The organism is Paenibacillus macerans (genome assembly GCF_050565405.1).
Classification (GTDB): domain Bacteria; phylum Bacillota; class Bacilli; order Paenibacillales; family Paenibacillaceae; genus Fontibacillus; species Fontibacillus macerans_B.
This window is the reverse complement of record NZ_JBNYYG010000003.1, coordinates 168,417-186,334: the sequence shown is the minus strand read 5'-3', so window position 1 is coordinate 186,334 and position 17,918 is coordinate 168,417. Positions and strand designations below refer to the sequence as shown.

Sequence of the window (17,918 nt, the reverse complement as noted above, 5' to 3'; positions counted from 1 at the left end):
CCGACGCAACGGCAAACTGCCGGCGATCCGCATCACGGTTTTCACTTCATTCGTATAACGGGTTATCCCGGTACCGGACTACTGGCGCGCTTATCGCTTCGCGCGTTCCCCCGGACGGCTCCAGACGGTAATTCAAAAGGGATCCGCCCGTTCGGTTCGCAGCGACCACCGATTCTCTGAGCGGCGGGATTCCGCCTTCTACTTAGTCTTTCCAAGCCTTTGTCGATATGCGATTAAGTTATTTTATAACATAGATGCATTTCCAAAGTCAAACCTCCCGAAACTAATAAGGCCGGATCATTTTCGAGGGATCGCCGCGGAGGTTCACCGGTCCTATTTTCGCGATAAAACGCTCCAAACCACGCCAAAATAGGCTGAAACAACATCCAAATCCCCTTTTTTATGCTATAATGTTGCTGTTTGAAAAGGAGGATCATTCATGGCTCATGAGAACGACAAAAGCTCCGGCAAGCAAGGGCGAAAAACCCGCAGCGACAAGCCGGCCCGACGGCGCAAAAAAGGCCGCTTAGCCTGGGCGATCGTAGGTTGGCTCGTCGTGCTGGGTTTTGCCGGTGCGTTGTTTGCCGGGGGCGCCGTATTCGGATACGTATCCTCCATCGTCAAGGACGATCCGGTGCGGTCGCGTACCGACATTGAAGAGAAGATCAACCATAACGAGATGACGGGATTCGCTTATTTCCGCGACGGACAGCCCATCGGCCAGCTCCGCTCGGAAGAAGACCGCCGCCCCGTCGCTTACAAGGAAATTCCCCAGACGGTGCTCGATGCGGTGATCGCCATCGAGGACAACCATTTCGAGGAGCATATCGGCATCGACTTTAAGGGTACGCTGCGCGCGGTCAAGCAAAGGCTTCTCCACGAGGACGTTCAGACCGGCGGCAGTACGCTGACGCAGCAGTTGGCGCGGCGCGTGTTCCTGAACCTGGACAAGACGGAAGACCGTAAGGTCAAGGAGATGCTGCTGGCGCTCCGGCTGGAACGTTTTTTATCCAAGGAAGAAATCATTACGGCTTATTTGAATAAGGTTCCGTTCGGCAACGGCTCCAACGGGTACCAAGTGTACGGCATCAAAGCCGCGGCCAAGGGGATCTTCAACGTCGCCAATCTGGAGGACCTGAACATTGCGCAAGCGGCGTATTTGGCCGGGTTGCCGCAGTTGCCCTCCTCCTATTCCGCCTTTAACGGCAAAGGGGAATTCAACGAGGAAGCCTTCGGGCGGGCGGTAAAACGCCAGCAGTTGGTGCTGCAGCGCATGCTGGAAGAGAACAAAATCACGTCGGCCCAGTATAACGAAGCGCTCGCCTTCGACATCAAGGGATCGCTGGCCGAGCCGACCAAAAAGGCTTACGACACCTTCCCTTACCTGATGCTGGAAACGGAACGGCAAGGCGCGATCGTCATCGGCATGCTGAACAATCCGGAGATGACCAAGGAGGAAGTGGCCGCCAACTCGCAAATTTTGGAGGAAGCCCGGCAGGAGCTGTTGACCGGGGGCTACCGCGTGTACACGACCATCGACAAGCAGGTTTACAATTCGATGCACAAGGTCTCGGACAACGAGGAGAATTTCTCCCCTTACAGCGAGAAAAAAGGCCTGGAACAGGTCGCCGCGATGATGATCGACAACAAGTCCGGCGCGATTCTCGGCATGATCGAAGGCCGGGATTTCTATACGGAGCAGATGAACTACGCGACGCAAATGAAACGTCAACCGGGTTCGACGATGAAGCCGATCGCCGCCTATTTGCCGGCCATCGACGCCGGTTTGATTCAGCCGGCCAGCATCATCGACGATTCGCCGATCATTTTGAAGGACTATCAAAAGGGGTTCCATATTCCGGTGAACTCGAGCGGCGGCTACAAGGGCCTCGTAACGGCCCGGACCGCGCTTAACGAATCCCGGAACATTCCGGCGCTGCGGGTGTTCAACGATATCGTCGGCATCGACAAGGCCTGGGACTTCGCCAAGAAGCTGGGCATCACCACGCTGGAGGACGAGGATTACAGCGCGCAAACTGGCGTGCTCGGCGGTTTGAAATACGGCGTGACGGTCGAAGAATTGACCAATGCCTACAGCGCGATCCCCAATGGCGGAGAGTTCACCGACGCGTACATGATCGAGAAAATCGCCGATGCCAAAGGGAATATCGTCTACAAGCATGAAGTCAAACCGCAACGGGTATTCTCCGAGCAAACGGCTTACCTGATGACCGATATGCTGCGCACCGTCATCAAAGACGGCACGGGCAAATCGATCAAAAGCGACTTTAAAAACTACGGCAAGATCCCGGTCGTCGGCAAAACGGGCACGACGCAAAACTATGCCGACGTCTGGTTTATGGGCTATTCGCCGGACGTGACTCTAGGCGTCTGGGTCGGCTATAAGGAACCGGTCAACACGCTCTCGGAAGCCGGCAAATCGCGGGCCCGCAAAATTTGGGCGCAGGTCATGAGCGAGGTGACCGAAAACGAACAGGGTCTGTTCGTTACCAAAGAATTCGCCAAACCGGACGGCATCGTGTCCAAAACGGTGTCCGGCTACAGCGGCAAACTGCCGACCCAGTTGACGCAGCAGGCCGGCAAGCTGGTTACGGATATTTTCAACGCCAAATTCGTGCCGACGGAACCGGACGATGTCCTGATCCGAGCGAAATACGTTACCTATGAAGGCATCAACTACGTGCCGCTGGAGAAGACGCCGTCCGATATGCTGCGGGAGAAGGTCGTCGTTCGCCGCGAGACGCCGATCCAGGTGCTCAAAGAAGAGCTCGAGAAAGCCTTTGCCGGTATGTCCGGCGGCCATAAACCGCTGAGCTTCTACATGCCGAAGGATGCCGGCGAAGACGCGCCGTATAAGCCGGATCCGCGCACCGACGACGGCCAGGCACCGGCTTCTCCGCAGGGCGTCAACCTGTCGAACGGCGGAGGCGCGGTCACGATCACGTTTAGCGAGAACCGTGAAAAAGACGTCGTCGGTTACCGCTTATACCGCGCGGACGACGGCGTAACGTTCCAATACACCGGGAAAGCGGCCTTAACCGGGGATCCGGCCTCGATTGCCGATTCCGGTTCCGCGGGCTTTAGCACCGCCTATTATGTGACGGCGGTCGATGTCGCCGGTCATGAATCATCGCCAAGCGCGATCGTCAGCTATCTCGGCGGAAGCGTGCTACCGGACGACTCCGGATCGACGCCGGACAGCCAAGGCAATACTCCGGATGGAGACGGCACGATCGGGGACAACGGTTCGGACGGCCCTCTCCCCGCCTCACCGGCCGGGGTGAACGTCCAGAAGGGCGACCGCGGGTTTACGGTGAGCTGGGAGGCCAATGGCGCCTTGGACCTCGTAACGAGCTACAACGTCTACGTATCCGATGCCGAAAGCGGCTCCTACACGAAGGTCGGCTCCACCTCGGATACGCACTATTCGTTCAAAACCGATTCCAGCACCGTCTGGATCCAGGTCACCTCCGTCAACGTGCTGGGCGAATCCCCGCCGTCATCGCCGGTGCAGTACAGTAAATAAAGCAAAAGCAGCAGGTTCTGAGAAGAGCCTGCTGCTTTTTTAACGGGCAAATGTTCAAACTAAGACTTGTGCGACTGAGGGTCCCGGCTTTGTTATCGATACAAGGACCTGCCTTGTTAATCGGCCAACAAATTCTCCGTCTTGGTCAAAAACTGCTCTACTGCTCGGCCGACATCCATGTCCAGGCGCTCTGCCAGAATGATCAGCCACCATACACACTCGCCAAGCTTATGCTCCAGTTCGGATTCCGTCTCCCCCGGAACGGGCCAGCGCCCTTGCTGCGACATCGTCAGACGGCCGACCAGCCCGGCATCGGTTAGAAAAGCCAACGCATCCTCTTCCACCGTCCATTCCTGTTCATGGTAGCGTCGCTCCAACTGATGATAAAGTTGTCTGATCCGTAAGGAACGCTCAACGGCTTCACTAAATTTCATGTCATTCATAGATCCGATCTTCCCTTCATTAATTAGCCCTATAGTTAGCACATACAAGGAATCATACGCTACTTAACTTGACGACGGTCTGTCATATTAAGAGAGCTATAACAAAACAAAGGACTCGCCCGGCAACGAATCGTTGCTAGCGAGTCCGTTTCTTTATAGCAGCTTACTTTTCATGCTTGATTTAAGATTGAACCCTCCACCTACACATGTCTTTAAAATCTTCATAGCAGTCGGGACAGATCCAGTAATACTTATCCTCCGTCGTGTATCCTTTGCAGAGTTCCTCGGGAACATTGGCCCAGCAAAACTCGAATGATCATGGTCCCATTTTGGATTTGCTGGTGAATACACCGCCAACCGCAGTTTCATACCCGATAGATAATCAGACTGATGGCGAAAACGCCAATTTGGATGTCCCATATCCCTCTCTCACCTTCACTCCAGCACCTCGAACTCTCCCGACATAGCTACACTTTGGGTTAAATCATCGAATAAGAGCTCTATTGCGCAGAATCCTTGGTCCGTTTATTTTCGCAGTCAACCATCAAGCCTTTTTGAGCCCAATGGAACGCATCTTGAAACTGGTTCAGCTTAATATAGCAATAAATTACATCGTTAATGCATCTATATTTTGAGGATCGATTTGATGGGATATTATAAAGGCGGCTAATGCTTCATGATAGTCCTTCATTCGAAGCAAAGCCAATCCTAAAACACTGGTTGCATCATAATGGTTAGAGTCAAGAGAATAAGCTTTGAAGTCCATACAATCTTCTCTCTCTATTACCTCCAGTCATCGCTACCTCAGCCTGCTCAAAGAAATATGTTTGTCCTTAAAATGCACCAGCAGCGTTGCCCCGGATGCGAATAGAATTTCATGCGATAGGGTGTCGTGATCTACAGCCGCAAACTCATCATAACCCCAATGATCCAAACCTCTTCCGATCTCATAAGAAGAGGTCCCCGAGATAAAATCCAGGCTTATTCTCGAAACCCTGCTATAAGCGATCGTCCATTTATCATCGCTATTGGAGACAATCAGTACCACCGAAACCGGGAACTTCGGACCGTTTTGGGTTTGCGTTATTTTGAAATCCACGATTCGATAATCATGAAAATCATTCTTTTGAAAAAATTCAGAAATATCCCGTGGTAATCTTGTTCGCAAACCCTCATAATCACGGGCATAAAGCTCCGCATTTGCCCTCCATTCGGATCGGGCTTTCTCTCTTTCATCCAAACGGTCGCTGTTGATCAAGTCCCATAATTGATCGGTAAAATATGATGCCGAGCCAATTTGCCCCTTAACCATCGCCGTTGTCGCCTATATTTATGAGAAAATATCATTTTTGTTTATTATATAATTTCGGAGAATTTTCACAGTTTAAAACAGGTATATTGTAGCTTGACTATCGAACTATAGCGGTAGCACGGAGCGGGGCTTGTTGTTTCAGACGCATTCTGACAAATCTCTGGTTTGTGTGAATGACAGACAGTAGCTTAAATATGATGTTTCGAACATAATCCGCTGTGAACCAAAAGTTTGGTGGAGTATGATCGATTTTTCGCACAAAATATCAAGGTTGAGGCTCCATAGGAACGATTGTGTATGATATTTCATATACAACGCGGTGAATTGGCTAAATATAAGCGAATATGTACGATTTTTCGCATATAATCGGATCCCGGTGGCCCAGAGGGGGCAAATCCCCAAAAAAGAGGCCCCTCAAGCTGCCGCTTGAGGGGGCCTTACCTTCCATAAATCGACGCCCTTAATCCTCGATCGTCGACAAATCGCCGGCCGGGAGGTTGAGCTCCCAGGCTTTGAGCACGCGGCGCATGATTTTGCCGGAGCGGGTTTTGGGCAGTTTGTCTTTGAACTCGATTTCGCGCGGGGCAGCGTGGGCGGACAGCCCTTCCTTGACGAACTTGGCGATCTCCGCCTTCAGTTCTTCGGACGGCGTAAAGCCTTCGCGCAGCGAAATGAACGCCTTGATGATCTCCCCGCGCACGGGATCGGGTTTCCCGATTACCCCGGCTTCGGCGACGGCAGGATGCTCGACGAGCTTGCTTTCGACCTCGAACGGGCCGATGCGCTCGCCGGAGGAGTTGATCACGTCGTCGATCCGGCCCTGGAACCAGAAATACCCGTCCTCGTCCATATAGGCCGTATCGCCGGAGATATACCAGCCGGGAATGCGGAAATATTCCTCGTATTTCGGCGCATTGTTCCAGATTAGCCGCATCATCGACGGCCATGGGGTGCGGATGGCCAGGTTCCCCATCCGGTACGGCGGCAGCTCCTTGCCGTTATCGTCGATGATCGCCGCCTGGATGCCGGGCACCGGCTTGCCCATCGAGCCGGGTTTGATCGGCATCGACGGATAGTTGCAGATCAGCTGTCCGCCCGTTTCGGTCATCCACCACGTATCGTGAATGCGATGATTATATACCTTCATCCCCCAACGCACGACCTCGGGGTTCAGCGGTTCGCCGACCGACATCACGTGGCGCAGCGAGGAGAGATCATATTGCTTGATCACGTCCTGCCCGGCTCCCATCAACATACGGAATGCAGTTGGCGCGCTGTACCAGATAGTCACCTGGTTTTTCTGAATCGTCTCGTACCAATCGGCCGGGCTGAAGCGTCCGCCGCGCACGACGTTCGTCACCCCGTGCAGCCACGGGGCAAAGATGCCGTAAGACGTCCCGGTGACCCACCCGGGGTCCGCCGTGCACCAATACACGTCCCCTTCCTTCAGGTCCAGCACGACGTTCCCGGTATGGTAGTGCTGAATCATCGCGTTGTGCACATGATAAACGCCTTTCGGCTTGCCGGTGGAGCCGGACGTATAATGCAAAATCAGGCCGTCCTCGCGGTTCACCCATTCGATCTCGGCCTCCGGGGACGCCGCTTCCATCTCCGCTTTGAAATCGACGATCCCGTCCCCTGCAGCGACCTCGTCGCCAACGACGAAGATCGTCCGCAGCGTCGGCAGTTCCTCGCGCTTCACCCGCGGCAGCAACGCCGGGGTCGTTACTAGCGCCACCGCCCCGCTGTCCTCCAGCCGGTCCTTGACCGCCGTCTCCATAAACGCCTCGAACAGCGGCCCCACAACCGCCCCCACTTTGATCGTCCCGAGCACGCTCACGTACAACTCCGGCGTCCGCGGCATAAACACGAAGACCCGGTCGCCCTTGGTGACCCCGTACTTGCGCAGCACATTGGCAAACCGGCCCGTCAGTCCTTGCAGCTCCTCGTAAGTGTACGTCTCCTCCCGCGCCGGATCGCTGAAGCGCAGCGCTACACGATCGCCTTTGCCGGCGTCCACGTGGCGGTCGATCGCCTCGTAAGCCATATTCACTTTGCCTGTGGCGTACCAGGAAAATTGCTTCTCTACGCCATCCCAATTGAAGTTTTCGTAAGCCTCTTCATAGCTGTTCATGTTGGACGACGGAACGCCCGCCGAAATGATTTCCCCTTGCAGTTGACTCATCGTTTCATCCTCCCTTAATCTTTGGAAATACCCTAACAATAGATCAAAGTTTATGAAAACGGATACATGGCAGTGTAAGGTGAAAGGTTTCTTTCAGCGTCATTGGGTGAAGGCATCCGTTTCGATCGAAAAAGCAAGCAACGATAGATGAAAAAGCTATTTTTCGAGAACAACAATCACACAAGTGGCTTGTAAATGTGAAAATTTTATGTCGGAGAACATTATAGCACACGTTTTCGCGCACAGGCTACACTTTTCAATTTTTCATTTTTCTGTTATAAGTGAGGGGAACGAGCAAAGGAGGCGGTTCCATGGAACACCTTAAAACCTATATCCGCCACACCCTGCCCCATCAGCATCGTGAGATCGTCTTGGAGGGACCGGTGGCCCCTTCGCAGCTCCAAACCTTAAAAATGCACCCGGATCTGGACGCGTTCCGCAAGCCTGCCGATCAGCATGAAGCGCTGGTGGAGATCGCCGGGCTCCCGGAGGGCCGCATCATCCTGGCCCGGGAGGAGTCGACCATCGTCGGTTATGTAACCTTTCATTATCCCGACGAGCTGGAGCGCTGGTCGCAGGGCCGCATGTCCGACCTGATCGAGCTGGGAGCCATTGAGGTGGCCGACGACTACCGTTCGTTGGGTCTCGGGTCGAAGATGATCCGGACGGCGTTCGAGGGCGGCCAGATGGAGAGATATATCGTGTTTACGACCGAATATTACTGGCATTGGGATTTGAAAAACAGCGGCTTGTCCGTTTGGGATTACCGTAACATGATGGAGCGCCTGATGAAAACGGTCGACATGGTCTGGTATGCCACCGACGACCCGGAAATTTGCTCCCATCCGGCCAATTGCCTGATGGTGCGGATCGGTAAAGAGGTTCCCCTCTCCTCCGAGGAGCAGTTTGACCGAATCCGCTTCCAGCAGCGATTTATGTATTGAATCTCAAACCGTTCGTGGCCGTTCGCTGTGAGCGATCAAGAAAGAAAGGCGGGTGATCCCGTGCCTGGAAGCGCTTTATTCGTCCACCATGAGCAAGCGATGAACTATCGCTTCCATGACAGCCATCCGTTTCACCCGATCCGGCTGGAATTGACGATGGATTTGCTGCGGGAGCTCGGCGCGCTAGCGCCGCATCAAATGCTCCCGTCGCGGCCGGCGACCGACGAAGAGCTGCTGTGGATCCATCAGCCGGCATACCTTGAAGCCGTCAAGCGGCTCAGCGCTCCGGCTCCGGAACCGGAGTGGATCAACCGGGGCGAGCAATTCGGGCTGCTGGATGAAGATACCCCGTATTTTCCCGGCATGCACGAGGCGGCCTCCTGGGTCGTCGGCGGGACGATTACGGCGGTGGAAACGGTCCTCTCCGGCGCCAGCACCCACGCCCTGCATCTGGGCGGCGGGCTGCATCACGCTTTGTCGGCGAAAGCGGCCGGCTTCTGCATTTACAACGACGCCGCGGTGGCGATCGATTATGCCCGCCGCCGCTACGGCGCGCGCGTCTTGTACGTGGACACGGATGTGCACCACGGAGACGGGGTTCAGTGGAGCTTCTATTCGGACCCGGACGTATGCACCTATTCCATTCACGAAACGGGCAAATACCTGTTCCCAGGGACCGGATTTTTGCCGGAGCGCGGCGAGCATCAGGGCTACGGCGCCTGCATGAACCTGCCGCTGCAGCCTTATACCGAAGACGATTCCTGGCTGGAATGCTTCGAGGAGTCGATACGGCGGCTGACGGCCTATTATCAGCCGGACCTGATCGTCAGCCTGCACGGCTGCGATGCCCATGCCCTGGACCCGTTATCCCACATGCATTGCAGCATGGCGATTTTCCGGGAAATGCCAGCGATCCTGCACGAGCTGGCCCATACTTACTGCGAGGGACGATGGGTTGCCATGGGCGGCGGCGGATATGATTTCTGGCGGGTCGTTCCCCGCGCCTGGAGCTTGTTGTGGCTGGAGATGAGCGACCACCCTTTGAAGGAAAGCCTGCGGAAAAATCCGCAGCTGCCTCTCCCCAAAGCCTGGATCGATCGTTGGCAGCCGCAAACGCCCTTCTCCCTGCCTGAAGCCTGGCTCGACGACCTCTCGCATTGGGAGGGGATTCCCCGCCGGGTCGAAATCACGGCAAAAAACCGCGAGAGTCTCGCGGTCGCCTTGCAGGATTATCCTTAATTAGCCTGGTCTCATCGTTCTAAATGCTCGATCATATCGTTCAAAATCGCAAACGAGCGCTGCGAAGCCAGCACGGTAAATTCGGCGAAATTCACGTCCGCCGAACCGTCGGCTTTATCCGAGATCGAACGAAGGACGATAAACGGCACCTGGTTCATATGGCAAACCTGGGCCAGCGCAGCCCCTTCCATTTCGACGCAAGCGCCGCCCAGCTCCCCATGCAGCACCGAGGCTACAAAGCCATGATCGGCGATAAATTGATCGCCGGACAGCACCCGGCCGATCATATGCTTGTGATCGGTGCCCTGGCGGGCACAGGCGCTCTCCGCCAAGCGGATGAACGCCGGTTCCGCCGGGTAATCGGATACCTCCTGATACGGAGTTACGCCGCGCGGGAACCCCAGCGGCCTGACGTCCATGTCGTGCTGCCGGCAGGACGAGGAGATAACGACGTCGCCCACGTCCAAATCCGGATGGACTGCACCGGCTACCCCGGTAAACCACACCGCGTCTACGCCGAATCGGCCGATCAAAATTTGCGCGGTCGCCGCCGCGTTGACTTTGCCGACGCCCGATTTGCATACGACCACCTCCCGGCCATGCAGCACGCCTTTGACGAACCGGATTCCGGCGACGATGACCGGCTCCTGCCGCTCCACCTTCTCCAGCAGCAACGCAATTTCCTCATCCATCGCTCCCATCAAGCCAATCGTTTTGATCATGGTTTCGCTCACTCCTGTTCTCCCCATAACGAAGGGGCAAGATATCGGGTCCCCGAATACTCAAAAAAGCTCCTGAGAAGGAGCTTTTTCCGTTGTATAACCTTTTTCATATATATTTTTCTATGTGTACATTATCTCTCTATCGGCTCTTCCGTATGCCCCTTGTACCCGATCAAACGTGGCTTACGGACAAGCGCAAAATCGTCTCATGCGGCAAAATGACCCGCGGGTTCTCGACCGCTTCCTTCTTCATCAGCTTCGTCAGCAAGCGCATCGCTACCGCGCCGAGGTCGTACATCGGCTGAGCCACCGTCGTCAGCTGCGGACGCACCATCGAGGCCATGCGAATGTTATCGACGCTGATGATCGAGAAGTCGTCAGGCACTTTCAAGCCTTCGTCCTGAATGCTGTGGATCGCGCCGATCGCCATTTCGTCCGTCGCCGCAAAAATCGCCGTCGGGCGCTTCTTCAGCCCCAGGAAATACTTCATCGCTTCCACGCCGGATTCGTAGCGGTAATTCCCGATCCGTACCAGATCCTCCTGATACTGAATTCCCGCCGTTTCCAAAGCGCGTTTGTAGCCTTGGAACCGGGCATAGCCGTTCGCCGGATCCTGCAGCGTTCCGCTGATCATCGCAATCTCGCGATGCCCATGGCGAATCAACGTACTGACGGCATCGAAAGCCGCTGCCTCATGGTCGATATCTACCGATGGGTAAAGTCCGTTCTCGTCGCTCGTTGCGCAAAGCACGATGGGTACCGCGGACGTCTGGAACGCTTGAATATGCTCCTCGGTTACGGTGCCGCCCATGAACAGAAGCCCGTCCACCTGCTTCTCCAGCAGCGTGTTAATGACGCGGATCTCCTTCTCTTTGCGTTTGTCGGCGTTACACAAAATAATGTTATAGTGATACATGTTCGCAATATCTTCGATGCCCCGGGCGATTTCCGCAAAAATCGAATTCGAAATATCGGGGATCACCACGCCAACCGTGGTGGTCTTCTTGCTGGCAAGACCCCTAGCCACAGCATTAGGCCGATAGCCTAACCGTTCAATCGCTTCGTAAACCTTTTTCCGGGTCTGCGGCTTCACATTCGGATTGTTGTTGACAACCCGGGAAACCGTGGCCATCGAGACGCCTGCTTCACGTGCCACATCGTAAATGGTAACCGTCACATTCTTCTCTCCATTGCCATAGATTTTCACTCGTTCATCCGGTAAAGTTCCAGAGCTCCAATTAAATTTATGATACGACAAAATACTACTTTATGCAATGATAACGCTTCAATCAGGCCAAAATCTCCTGCAGCGCCGTCTTCTTAATCTTTGAATGGGAGGTGTGCCAGACGGGTTGTCCGCCCTTGACCAGAATCGCCTGAGGCGATTCGTGCTTTACGCCAAGCCGGTCCGCCGTCTCATTCGACACGTCTCTGTCCTCAATGACGTAAATCAGTCCGTATGTAACGTCTTCACGCGGAGTCCCGTTCAAATAAGCCTCGACTTCCCTGTGCGCCCCGGCGCTGATCGGGCATCGGGTGCTGTGCTTGAAGAGCAGGAGCGGCTGGCTTGCGGAGCGTTCCAATGCGGCATGGAGCTCCTGGATCGATTGTATTCTTATCAATTCGGACATGACGTTTCATCCCCTTAATTTCGAATAAGAATCTCCAGATGTTCTGTAGATATCTTAACAAAAAGCGAAATGAAAATACAACATCATTTGCAAAAACATTTTCAAAATACGGGCAAATGCGTCAATTGGCTTTGGAAAGCTGCCGATTTTTTACGTATTTAGACAATTGGGATAAACGTTTGGAAATCTCGTCCATCCAATCCACATCGCCGATGCTTTTGGCCCCGCCGTACAAATCCAGCAGCAGGTTGATTCTTTCTTGGCATTGCTGCTCCAGCATGCTTTCGAAGGAAGCGTTTTCGGTTCGGTTCCACTGGCGGTAAATTCCGAAAATCAGATCGGCCAGTTCGTTTATCTCGGTGAAGTAAATTCGTCCGTTAGGCTGCTCTTTCTTCAGCTCGGCCAGGATGTCCGTCAGATCCGTTTTCACCTCGGGAAGCACCTCGTAATAGCTGCAATCCTCGCACTCGTAAATAGGAACGCGGTCGATTTCGTAGATTCCTTCAAAAATAACCAGCCTGAAGCCAAGGTTCATTGTTTCCCCGCAATGACAGTGCTTTCGCACAGTACCACCTCATCTTAGTCCTCAACGTTATAGTTCGTTCAATTTCTTTAGTTTGATTTCGATGATTTTTGATGATTATAGAATTATAGACGTTTCTATTAGTTTCTTTTACATGTTTACATGAATAATAGTTCTATTCGACCTGCCTGCGGAGTTCTCCTTCTATTAGAGAAAGATACTTAAAATTACCACGTTTGGAAAGGATGCCAAAACCGCAGGACATAGAAATAGTTATCATTTTTGATACAATTAAAATATTGAAACGGCTTTTCGTCAAGAGCCGCAAAAGCAAGGAGGAGATGGATTTGAGACTTACTGGTAAAAAGATCATCGCTCTGGTCGATGAAGAATTCGAGGATTTGGAGCTGTGGTACCCGATCTACCGCGTTCGCGAGGAGGGGGCCGAGGTGCATTTGGCCGGTCCGGAGAAAGGGAAAAAATACATCGGCAAGTACGGCGTGCCCGCCGAAGCGCAGTACGCCTTCGAGGAAATCGATGCCAGCCGCTACGACGGCATTCTCGTTCCCGGAGGCTGGGCTCCGGACAAGCTCCGGCGTTACGGCAAAGTGCTCGAGATCGTTCGCGAGCTGCACGAAGCGAAGAAACCGATCGGGCAAATTTGCCATGCCGGTTGGGTGTTGATCTCCGCCGGAATTCTCCAAGGCGTAACCGTCACCTCCACGCCGGGCATCCGCGACGATATGCAAAATGCCGGGGCGATCTGGAAGGACGAACCCGTCGTCGTGGACGGGCACATCGTCTCCGCCCGCCGTCCGCCGGACCTGCCGCCTTACGGCAAGGCGTTTGTCGACGCGGTCGCCAAGGAGGGCTAACCGGCAAATCAAATGCACATTTGCATTTGCGGTAGCATGGCTACCGCTTTAACGAAACAGGCCGTCCCCGGTCATTTTCTGACCTTGGGGACGGCCTGTTTTTTTGTAATCCCGCGCCTATTTGCCCAGACGCTCCTGCTCCAGCTCGTGCCCGAAACGCACCAGCTCGGATTCGACCTGGTCGCTGGTCGACAGGCGGTAGCACGCCGCGCCGATCCCCTTGCTCTCTTGCGCGTCAGAGTTCAGGATCCGGTGCTTGACGCGCAGCAGTGCCTGCGGCGACATGCTCAAGTCGGTAACACCCAGGTGCAGCCACAGCGGGACGGCCTTCTCGTCCCCGGCCATCTCCCCGCATACGCTCACCGGAATGCCCGCTTCTTTCGCGGCCAGCACCGTCTGCCGCAGCAAGCGCAGCACGGCCGGATGGAACGGGTGGTACATGTGCGCGATCTTCTCGTTCATCCGGTCGACGGCCAGCACGTATTGGACCAAATCGTTGGTCCCGATGCTGAAGAAGTCGGCTTCCTGAGCCAACAGATCGGCGATCGCCGCCGCCGCGGGAATCTCGATCATGATGCCGACCTGGATCTCGGGATCATAGCGGAGCCCCCGCGACATCAAATCCCGTTTGGCGTCCTCCAAAATAGCGTTGGCCGCGCGGATTTCCTCCAGCGAAGAGATCATCGGGTACAGGATTTTCATTTTGCCGTACGCGCTGGCGCGCAAAATCGCGCTCAGCTGGGTCTGGAACAGCTCCCGGCTGTCCAGGCTAATGCGGATCCCCCGGTAACCCAGCACCGGGTTATCCTCTTCCTGCAATTCGAAATACTCCAGCTGCTTATCGCCGCCGATATCCAAAGTCCGGATGACGACGGGATGACCTCCGGCCTTCTCCGCAACCTGCCGATACACCTCGAATTGCTCGTCTTCCCCGGGAAACGTGGCCCGGTCCATATACAAAAATTCCGTCCGGAACAGGCCGACGCCTTCCGCCCCGTGCTTGACGGCCAGCTCCAAGTCTTTAACGGAGCTGATGTTGCCCGCGAGCCGCAGGCGCACGCCGTCCTTGGTGACCGCTTCGACCGCGGCCAGCAACTGCAGCTGCTCTTTCCGGCGGCGCTGCTTCTCGGCGAGCTCCGTATACCGCGTCACCACGGCCGGCTCGGGGTACAAATACACAAGGCCTTCGTCGCCGTCAATGACCAAGAAGTCTCCGGTCTGCAGCGGCTCCGCCAGTTTATGCTCCAAGCCGGAGACCAGCGGAATGCCCAGCGCCCGGGCCATGATGGCGGAGTGCGACGTTTTGCCGCCGGCCATCGTCACCATGCCCAGCACGTTGTCCGGGTTCAAATGGACCAGCTGGGATGGCGACAGCTCCTTGGCGACCAGGATATAAGGCTGGGTGTCCGCAGGCAGCGTGATGTCCGGCGTGCCCAGCAAATGCTTCAGCAACCGGTTGCCGACATCCTTGATGTCGAGCGCGCGTTCTTTCATATATTCATCGTCCAGCAGGTCGAACATCGTCACAAAATGATCGATCGCTTCCTTAACGGCCACTTCGGCCGCCTTATACTGGCGTTCGATAATCCCCTGGATCTCGCTCATAAAGACGGGATCCTCCAATATCGCCAGATGGGCGTCGAAAATGCCCGACTCCTCCGCGCCTACCGTTTCCTTGATCTCGTTCTTCATTACTTCGATTTCGGTCTTCGACGTGCGAATGCCTTCGTATAACCGTTCGAATTCCTTGGCGAGATCCACCTTCTCCATCCGGCGATCCGGTACGTCCCATTCCCAGGCGGGCAGTACGAAAGCTTTGCCGATCGCTACTCCCGCTGCTGCTCCGATCCCCTGTATCATGTATTGACCCCCTATGTCCTGCTTATGAGTTCCTGTTACGAAGTTCCCGTTATAATGTATCTCTTTTAGGATACCCTCTATCTATTTCATTATCGTAATCCCAGCCCGACAAATTTGTCAAAGGAAAAAGCGCAAGCCAAAAAGGGCCCCACAAAACGAGACGGGTCCCCTAGGCTTGGCAATGTTAGTTCCGTTTTCCGATCAGAATGCTGTCCTCTACCTTGATGCATCGGTCCATGATGACCGTAAGGCCGCCCTTCGAGGCGATCTCGTACGCTTCCTCGCTGACGATTCCGAGCTGCAGCCACAGCACGCGTGCTCCGATCTTCACCGCTTCCTCCGCCACCGGCGGCGTTTGCTCACTGCGGCGGAACACATTGACGATATCGACCTTCTCCGGGATGTCCGACAGGGAGGCATACACCTTCTCGCCAAGGATTTCCCCGGTCACCGTCGGATTCACGGGAATGATGCGATAACCGTTGTTTTGCAATGCCTGCGCAACCATATACGAAGTGCGGTCGGTTTTATCGGACAACCCCACCACCGCGATGTTTCCGGCGTTCAGCAGGATTTCCTTGATTTCCTCGCGGCTTGGATTCTCAAATGCCATCTCAATTTCCTCCTTTGCTAGCGTACATTTTTACGCTTCGCTATTCATAACAAGTTTATTCTACCCGTTCCACGGATGCGCCAAGCGCGGCGATATGGTCGAAAAATTGCGGGTACGACTTGGCGACGTGATGCGCGTCCTTGATCACCAGCGGCTGACGGCAGCGCAACCCCACGACGGTCAAAGCCATAATGACCCGGTGGTCGTAATGGGCGTTGATCTCCACGCCGCCTTCCAGCCCGGACGGACGGCCGTGCACGATAATTTCCGCCTGGCGTTCCTCGACGTCGGCCCCGGCTTTTTTCAGTTCCGTCAAATAGTCGGTAATGCGATCGCATTCCTTATAGCGCAAATTTTCCACATTGTAAAACCGGGACGTGCCTTCGGCAAATACGGCGGCGGCGACCATCGCCAGCACGGCGTCCGTCGCGGCGTCCCCGTCGAATTCGACCGGCCGCAGCCGGCCGTTCCCCTGCACGTGCACGACGCCGTCCTGATGGGTCAGCGGTACGTCCATCATCTGCAGCACGTCGACCACCGCGCGTTCCCCTTGCTTGCTGCGTTCCGCAAGCCGGTGCACCTTCACGTCCGATTTCGTCACCGCGGCTGCGGCCAAGATCGCCGCCGAGCCGGGGTAATCGCCCTGCACGGTGTAGGTCTTCGCCTGATAGGTTTGCCGTCCCGGCACCCGGAAATGCATGTAATCGTCGCTGGCGTGAATGACGATTCCCGCTTGCTCCAGCACCTCCAGGGTTTGCCCGACGACCACCTTCGATTTCAGATCGTCCAGCACCTCGATCTCGCTGTCCTCCGCCAGCAAAGGCGTCAGGAACAGCAGCGCGCTCAAATACTGGGAGCTGACCGCGCCGGACACGCGGATCTTGCCGCCCTTCGGCGCCCCGCCGCGAATCGTGATCGGCAATCGGCCTTCTTGGTGGCTCACCTCTACCCCAAGCTGCCCCAGCGCATCGATCAAGTCATCGTGCGGACGTTTGCCCAACGAATCCGGATACGCGTTCACGAACGTCACTTCCGGGCACAGCGCGGCGATCGCCATCAGGAAGCGCAGCACCGCTCCCGCGTTGCCGACGTTCAGCTCCTTGACCTTCTTGGGGCGGGAACCGAAGCCGGTAATCACGATTTTCTCCTCGTCCTCTACCAGCACAGCGCCAAGATCGGCAATGCAGCGGCGCATCGCGTCGCTGTCTTCGCTATGGGCCGGATAATAAACGGTGCTTGTCCCTTCCGCTAGGGCGGCGACAAGCAAATAACGCGTCGTGTAGTTTTTGGAGGATAATGCTCCGATTTCGCCTTTCAGCGCAGGCGTTGGCCTTACGATAACGTCCATGTTTCCATTCCCCTTTTTCTTATAATATCAGGAACCGCGGTAATGCGTTAAAATCTCGGCAGCTACCTGTTCCACGTTTTTTTCCGTCGTTTCGATGGTATGATGGGCGAAATCATACGCTCCCTTCCGTTCCTCCAGCAACGCCGTAACGCGTTCCCGGACGCCTCCGGCAAGCAAAGGCCGATTTTCGTCCTGGCCGACCCGGGCGATGATTTCCTCCGCAGTCGCTTTCAGCGCGAACACCTGGCCACCCTCAAGCATGACGCGGCGATTCGCCTCCCGCAATACCACGCCGCCGCCGGTAGCCAAGACGATGCCCCGCTCTCTCAGCACTTGGGTCAGCAGGGAGGACTCCAACTCGCGAAAATAAGCCTCGCCCTTCCCGGCGAATATTTGCGGGATCGCCTCCCCGGCCTCCTCCACGATCCGCTGATCGAGATCGACGAGCTTAAGGCCGGCCGCTGCCGCCAAATGAGCCCCTACGGTGGTTTTCCCCGTTCCCATCATGCCGACCAGCACGATATTGTTCATCGAATCCTGCAATTCCTTCACCACCTTGATCTTCTAAGCGGGCAGTAAACTTTTTCATATCATAACACAGGCCGATCAATTTTCAACACGAAAAAGAAGCCGGACGAGACGCTTTCGTCCCTCCGGCTTCCGGGTCACCCGACAT

The 17,918-nt window shown here is 55.3% G+C and carries 16 protein-coding genes and 1 other annotated feature (1 of these 17 only partly in view); of the genes, 4 read left to right on the top strand and 12 right to left on the bottom strand.

Annotated features, from left to right (window positions below; genetic code table 11):
* Window positions 1–223 (bottom strand) — a binding site (T-box leader) (it extends 51 nt beyond the left edge of the window).
* 216 nt (window positions 224–439) lie between these two features.
* A complete protein-coding gene (locus tag ACQ4N8_RS04345; RefSeq protein WP_430703117.1) occupies window positions 440–3,547 on the top strand; it encodes a transglycosylase domain-containing protein in 3,108 nt (1,035 codons plus the stop codon).
* A 116-nt stretch (window positions 3,548–3,663) separates the two neighbouring features.
* On the opposite strand, the gene ACQ4N8_RS04340 is transcribed toward ACQ4N8_RS04345, so the two are convergent.
* The 4 genes from ACQ4N8_RS04340 to acsA all read right to left on the bottom strand — a co-directional run bounded on the left by ACQ4N8_RS04340 (window position 3,664) and on the right by acsA (window position 7,487).
* Window positions 3,664–3,990 (bottom strand): MazG-like protein, encoded by a 327-nt coding sequence (locus ACQ4N8_RS04340; RefSeq protein ID WP_430703116.1) that lies wholly within the window; start codon window positions 3,988–3,990, stop codon window positions 3,664–3,666.
* 607 nt (window positions 3,991–4,597) lie between these two features.
* The gene (locus ACQ4N8_RS04335; RefSeq protein WP_430703115.1) at window positions 4,598–4,756 is read right to left on the bottom strand and encodes a hypothetical protein; all 159 of its coding nucleotides are present in this window, start codon (window positions 4,754–4,756) and stop codon (window positions 4,598–4,600) included.
* 33 nt (window positions 4,757–4,789) lie between these two features.
* Entirely contained in the window at window positions 4,790–5,302 is a 513-nt protein-coding gene (locus ACQ4N8_RS04330; protein ID WP_430703114.1) for a hypothetical protein, read from the bottom strand.
* A gap of 460 nt (window positions 5,303–5,762) precedes the next feature.
* Window positions 5,763–7,487, bottom strand: coding sequence for an acetate--CoA ligase (gene acsA / locus ACQ4N8_RS04325; RefSeq protein ID WP_430703113.1), 1,725 nt, complete (start codon window positions 7,485–7,487; stop codon window positions 5,763–5,765).
* Window positions 7,488–7,798: 311 nt separating this feature from the next.
* Here acsA and ACQ4N8_RS04320 point away from each other — a divergent pair, with 311 nt between their 5' ends.
* Both ACQ4N8_RS04320 and ACQ4N8_RS04315 read left to right on the top strand, forming a co-directional pair.
* Window positions 7,799–8,431 (top strand): GNAT family N-acetyltransferase, encoded by a 633-nt coding sequence (locus tag ACQ4N8_RS04320; protein WP_430703112.1) that lies wholly within the window; start codon window positions 7,799–7,801, stop codon window positions 8,429–8,431.
* A gap of 60 nt (window positions 8,432–8,491) precedes the next feature.
* Window positions 8,492–9,670, top strand: a complete 1,179-nt coding sequence (locus ACQ4N8_RS04315) for an acetoin utilization protein AcuC (RefSeq protein WP_430703111.1) — start codon at window positions 8,492–8,494, stop codon at window positions 9,668–9,670.
* 11 nt (window positions 9,671–9,681) lie between these two features.
* Here ACQ4N8_RS04315 and ACQ4N8_RS04310 read toward each other — a convergent pair whose 3' ends face one another.
* The 4 genes from ACQ4N8_RS04310 to ACQ4N8_RS04295 all read right to left on the bottom strand — a co-directional run bounded on the left by ACQ4N8_RS04310 (window position 9,682) and on the right by ACQ4N8_RS04295 (window position 12,588).
* On the bottom strand, window positions 9,682–10,392 hold the full coding sequence (locus tag ACQ4N8_RS04310; protein ID WP_430703110.1) for a 5'-methylthioadenosine/adenosylhomocysteine nucleosidase: 711 nt from the start codon (window positions 10,390–10,392) through the stop codon (window positions 9,682–9,684).
* A gap of 172 nt (window positions 10,393–10,564) precedes the next feature.
* Entirely contained in the window at window positions 10,565–11,569 is a 1,005-nt protein-coding gene (ccpA, locus tag ACQ4N8_RS04305) for a catabolite control protein A (RefSeq protein ID WP_430703109.1), read from the bottom strand.
* Window positions 11,570–11,681: 112 nt separating this feature from the next.
* Window positions 11,682–12,023, bottom strand: a complete 342-nt coding sequence (gene ytxJ, locus ACQ4N8_RS04300; RefSeq protein ID WP_430703108.1) for a bacillithiol system redox-active protein YtxJ — start codon at window positions 12,021–12,023, stop codon at window positions 11,682–11,684.
* Window positions 12,024–12,144: 121 nt separating this feature from the next.
* Window positions 12,145–12,588, bottom strand: a complete 444-nt coding sequence (locus ACQ4N8_RS04295) for a hypothetical protein (RefSeq protein ID WP_430703107.1) — start codon at window positions 12,586–12,588, stop codon at window positions 12,145–12,147.
* A 299-nt stretch (window positions 12,589–12,887) separates the two neighbouring features.
* Between ACQ4N8_RS04295 and ACQ4N8_RS04290 the strand changes: the two genes are divergently transcribed.
* The gene (locus ACQ4N8_RS04290; RefSeq protein ID WP_430703106.1) at window positions 12,888–13,421 is read left to right on the top strand and encodes a type 1 glutamine amidotransferase domain-containing protein; all 534 of its coding nucleotides are present in this window, start codon (window positions 12,888–12,890) and stop codon (window positions 13,419–13,421) included.
* Window positions 13,422–13,538: 117 nt separating this feature from the next.
* Here the strand turns inward: ACQ4N8_RS04290 and ptsP are convergent, their stop codons facing one another.
* The 4 genes from ptsP to ACQ4N8_RS04270 all read right to left on the bottom strand — a co-directional run bounded on the left by ptsP (window position 13,539) and on the right by ACQ4N8_RS04270 (window position 17,773).
* Window positions 13,539–15,281, bottom strand: coding sequence for a phosphoenolpyruvate--protein phosphotransferase (gene ptsP, locus ACQ4N8_RS04285; protein WP_430703105.1), 1,743 nt, complete (start codon window positions 15,279–15,281; stop codon window positions 13,539–13,541).
* Between the two features lie 184 nt (window positions 15,282–15,465).
* Window positions 15,466–15,894: a CoA-binding protein gene (locus ACQ4N8_RS04280; protein ID WP_430703104.1), complete on the bottom strand. Its 429-nt coding sequence runs from the start codon at window positions 15,892–15,894 to the stop codon at window positions 15,466–15,468.
* A 55-nt stretch (window positions 15,895–15,949) separates the two neighbouring features.
* Window positions 15,950–17,242 (bottom strand): 3-phosphoshikimate 1-carboxyvinyltransferase, encoded by a 1,293-nt coding sequence (gene aroA / locus ACQ4N8_RS04275; protein ID WP_430703103.1) that lies wholly within the window; start codon window positions 17,240–17,242, stop codon window positions 15,950–15,952.
* Window positions 17,243–17,269: 27 nt separating this feature from the next.
* Window positions 17,270–17,773, bottom strand: coding sequence for a shikimate kinase (locus tag ACQ4N8_RS04270; RefSeq protein ID WP_430703179.1), 504 nt, complete (start codon window positions 17,771–17,773; stop codon window positions 17,270–17,272).
* Between the last annotated feature and the right edge of the window lie 145 nt (window positions 17,774–17,918).

Excerpts from the sequence above, each read along its gene's own strand:
- ACQ4N8_RS04320 (WP_430703112.1), top strand. The coding sequence starts at position 7,799 with ATGGAACACCTTAAAACCTATATCCGCCACACCCTGCCCCATCAGCAT.
- ACQ4N8_RS04280 (WP_430703104.1), bottom strand. The coding sequence starts at position 15,894 with ATGGCATTTGAGAATCCAAGCCGCGAGGAAATCAAGGAAATCCTGCTG.
- ptsP (WP_430703105.1), bottom strand. The coding sequence starts at position 15,281 with ATGATACAGGGGATCGGAGCAGCAGCGGGAGTAGCGATCGGCAAAGCT.
- ACQ4N8_RS04340 (WP_430703116.1), bottom strand. The coding sequence starts at position 3,990 with ATGAATGACATGAAATTTAGTGAAGCCGTTGAGCGTTCCTTACGGATC.
- acsA (WP_430703113.1), bottom strand. The coding sequence starts at position 7,487 with ATGAGTCAACTGCAAGGGGAAATCATTTCGGCGGGCGTTCCGTCGTCC.
- ytxJ (WP_430703108.1), bottom strand. The coding sequence starts at position 12,023 with ATGTCCGAATTGATAAGAATACAATCGATCCAGGAGCTCCATGCCGCA.
- aroA (WP_430703103.1), bottom strand. The coding sequence starts at position 17,242 with ATGGACGTTATCGTAAGGCCAACGCCTGCGCTGAAAGGCGAAATCGGA.
- ACQ4N8_RS04335 (WP_430703115.1), bottom strand. The coding sequence starts at position 4,756 with ATGGACTTCAAAGCTTATTCTCTTGACTCTAACCATTATGATGCAACC.
- ACQ4N8_RS04290 (WP_430703106.1), top strand. The coding sequence starts at position 12,888 with ATGGATTTGAGACTTACTGGTAAAAAGATCATCGCTCTGGTCGATGAA.
- ACQ4N8_RS04270 (WP_430703179.1), bottom strand. The coding sequence starts at position 17,773 with ATGAACAATATCGTGCTGGTCGGCATGATGGGAACGGGGAAAACCACC.
- ACQ4N8_RS04345 (WP_430703117.1), top strand. The coding sequence starts at position 440 with ATGGCTCATGAGAACGACAAAAGCTCCGGCAAGCAAGGGCGAAAAACC.
- ACQ4N8_RS04310 (WP_430703110.1), bottom strand. The coding sequence starts at position 10,392 with ATGATCAAAACGATTGGCTTGATGGGAGCGATGGATGAGGAAATTGCG.
- ACQ4N8_RS04330 (WP_430703114.1), bottom strand. The coding sequence starts at position 5,302 with ATGGTTAAGGGGCAAATTGGCTCGGCATCATATTTTACCGATCAATTA.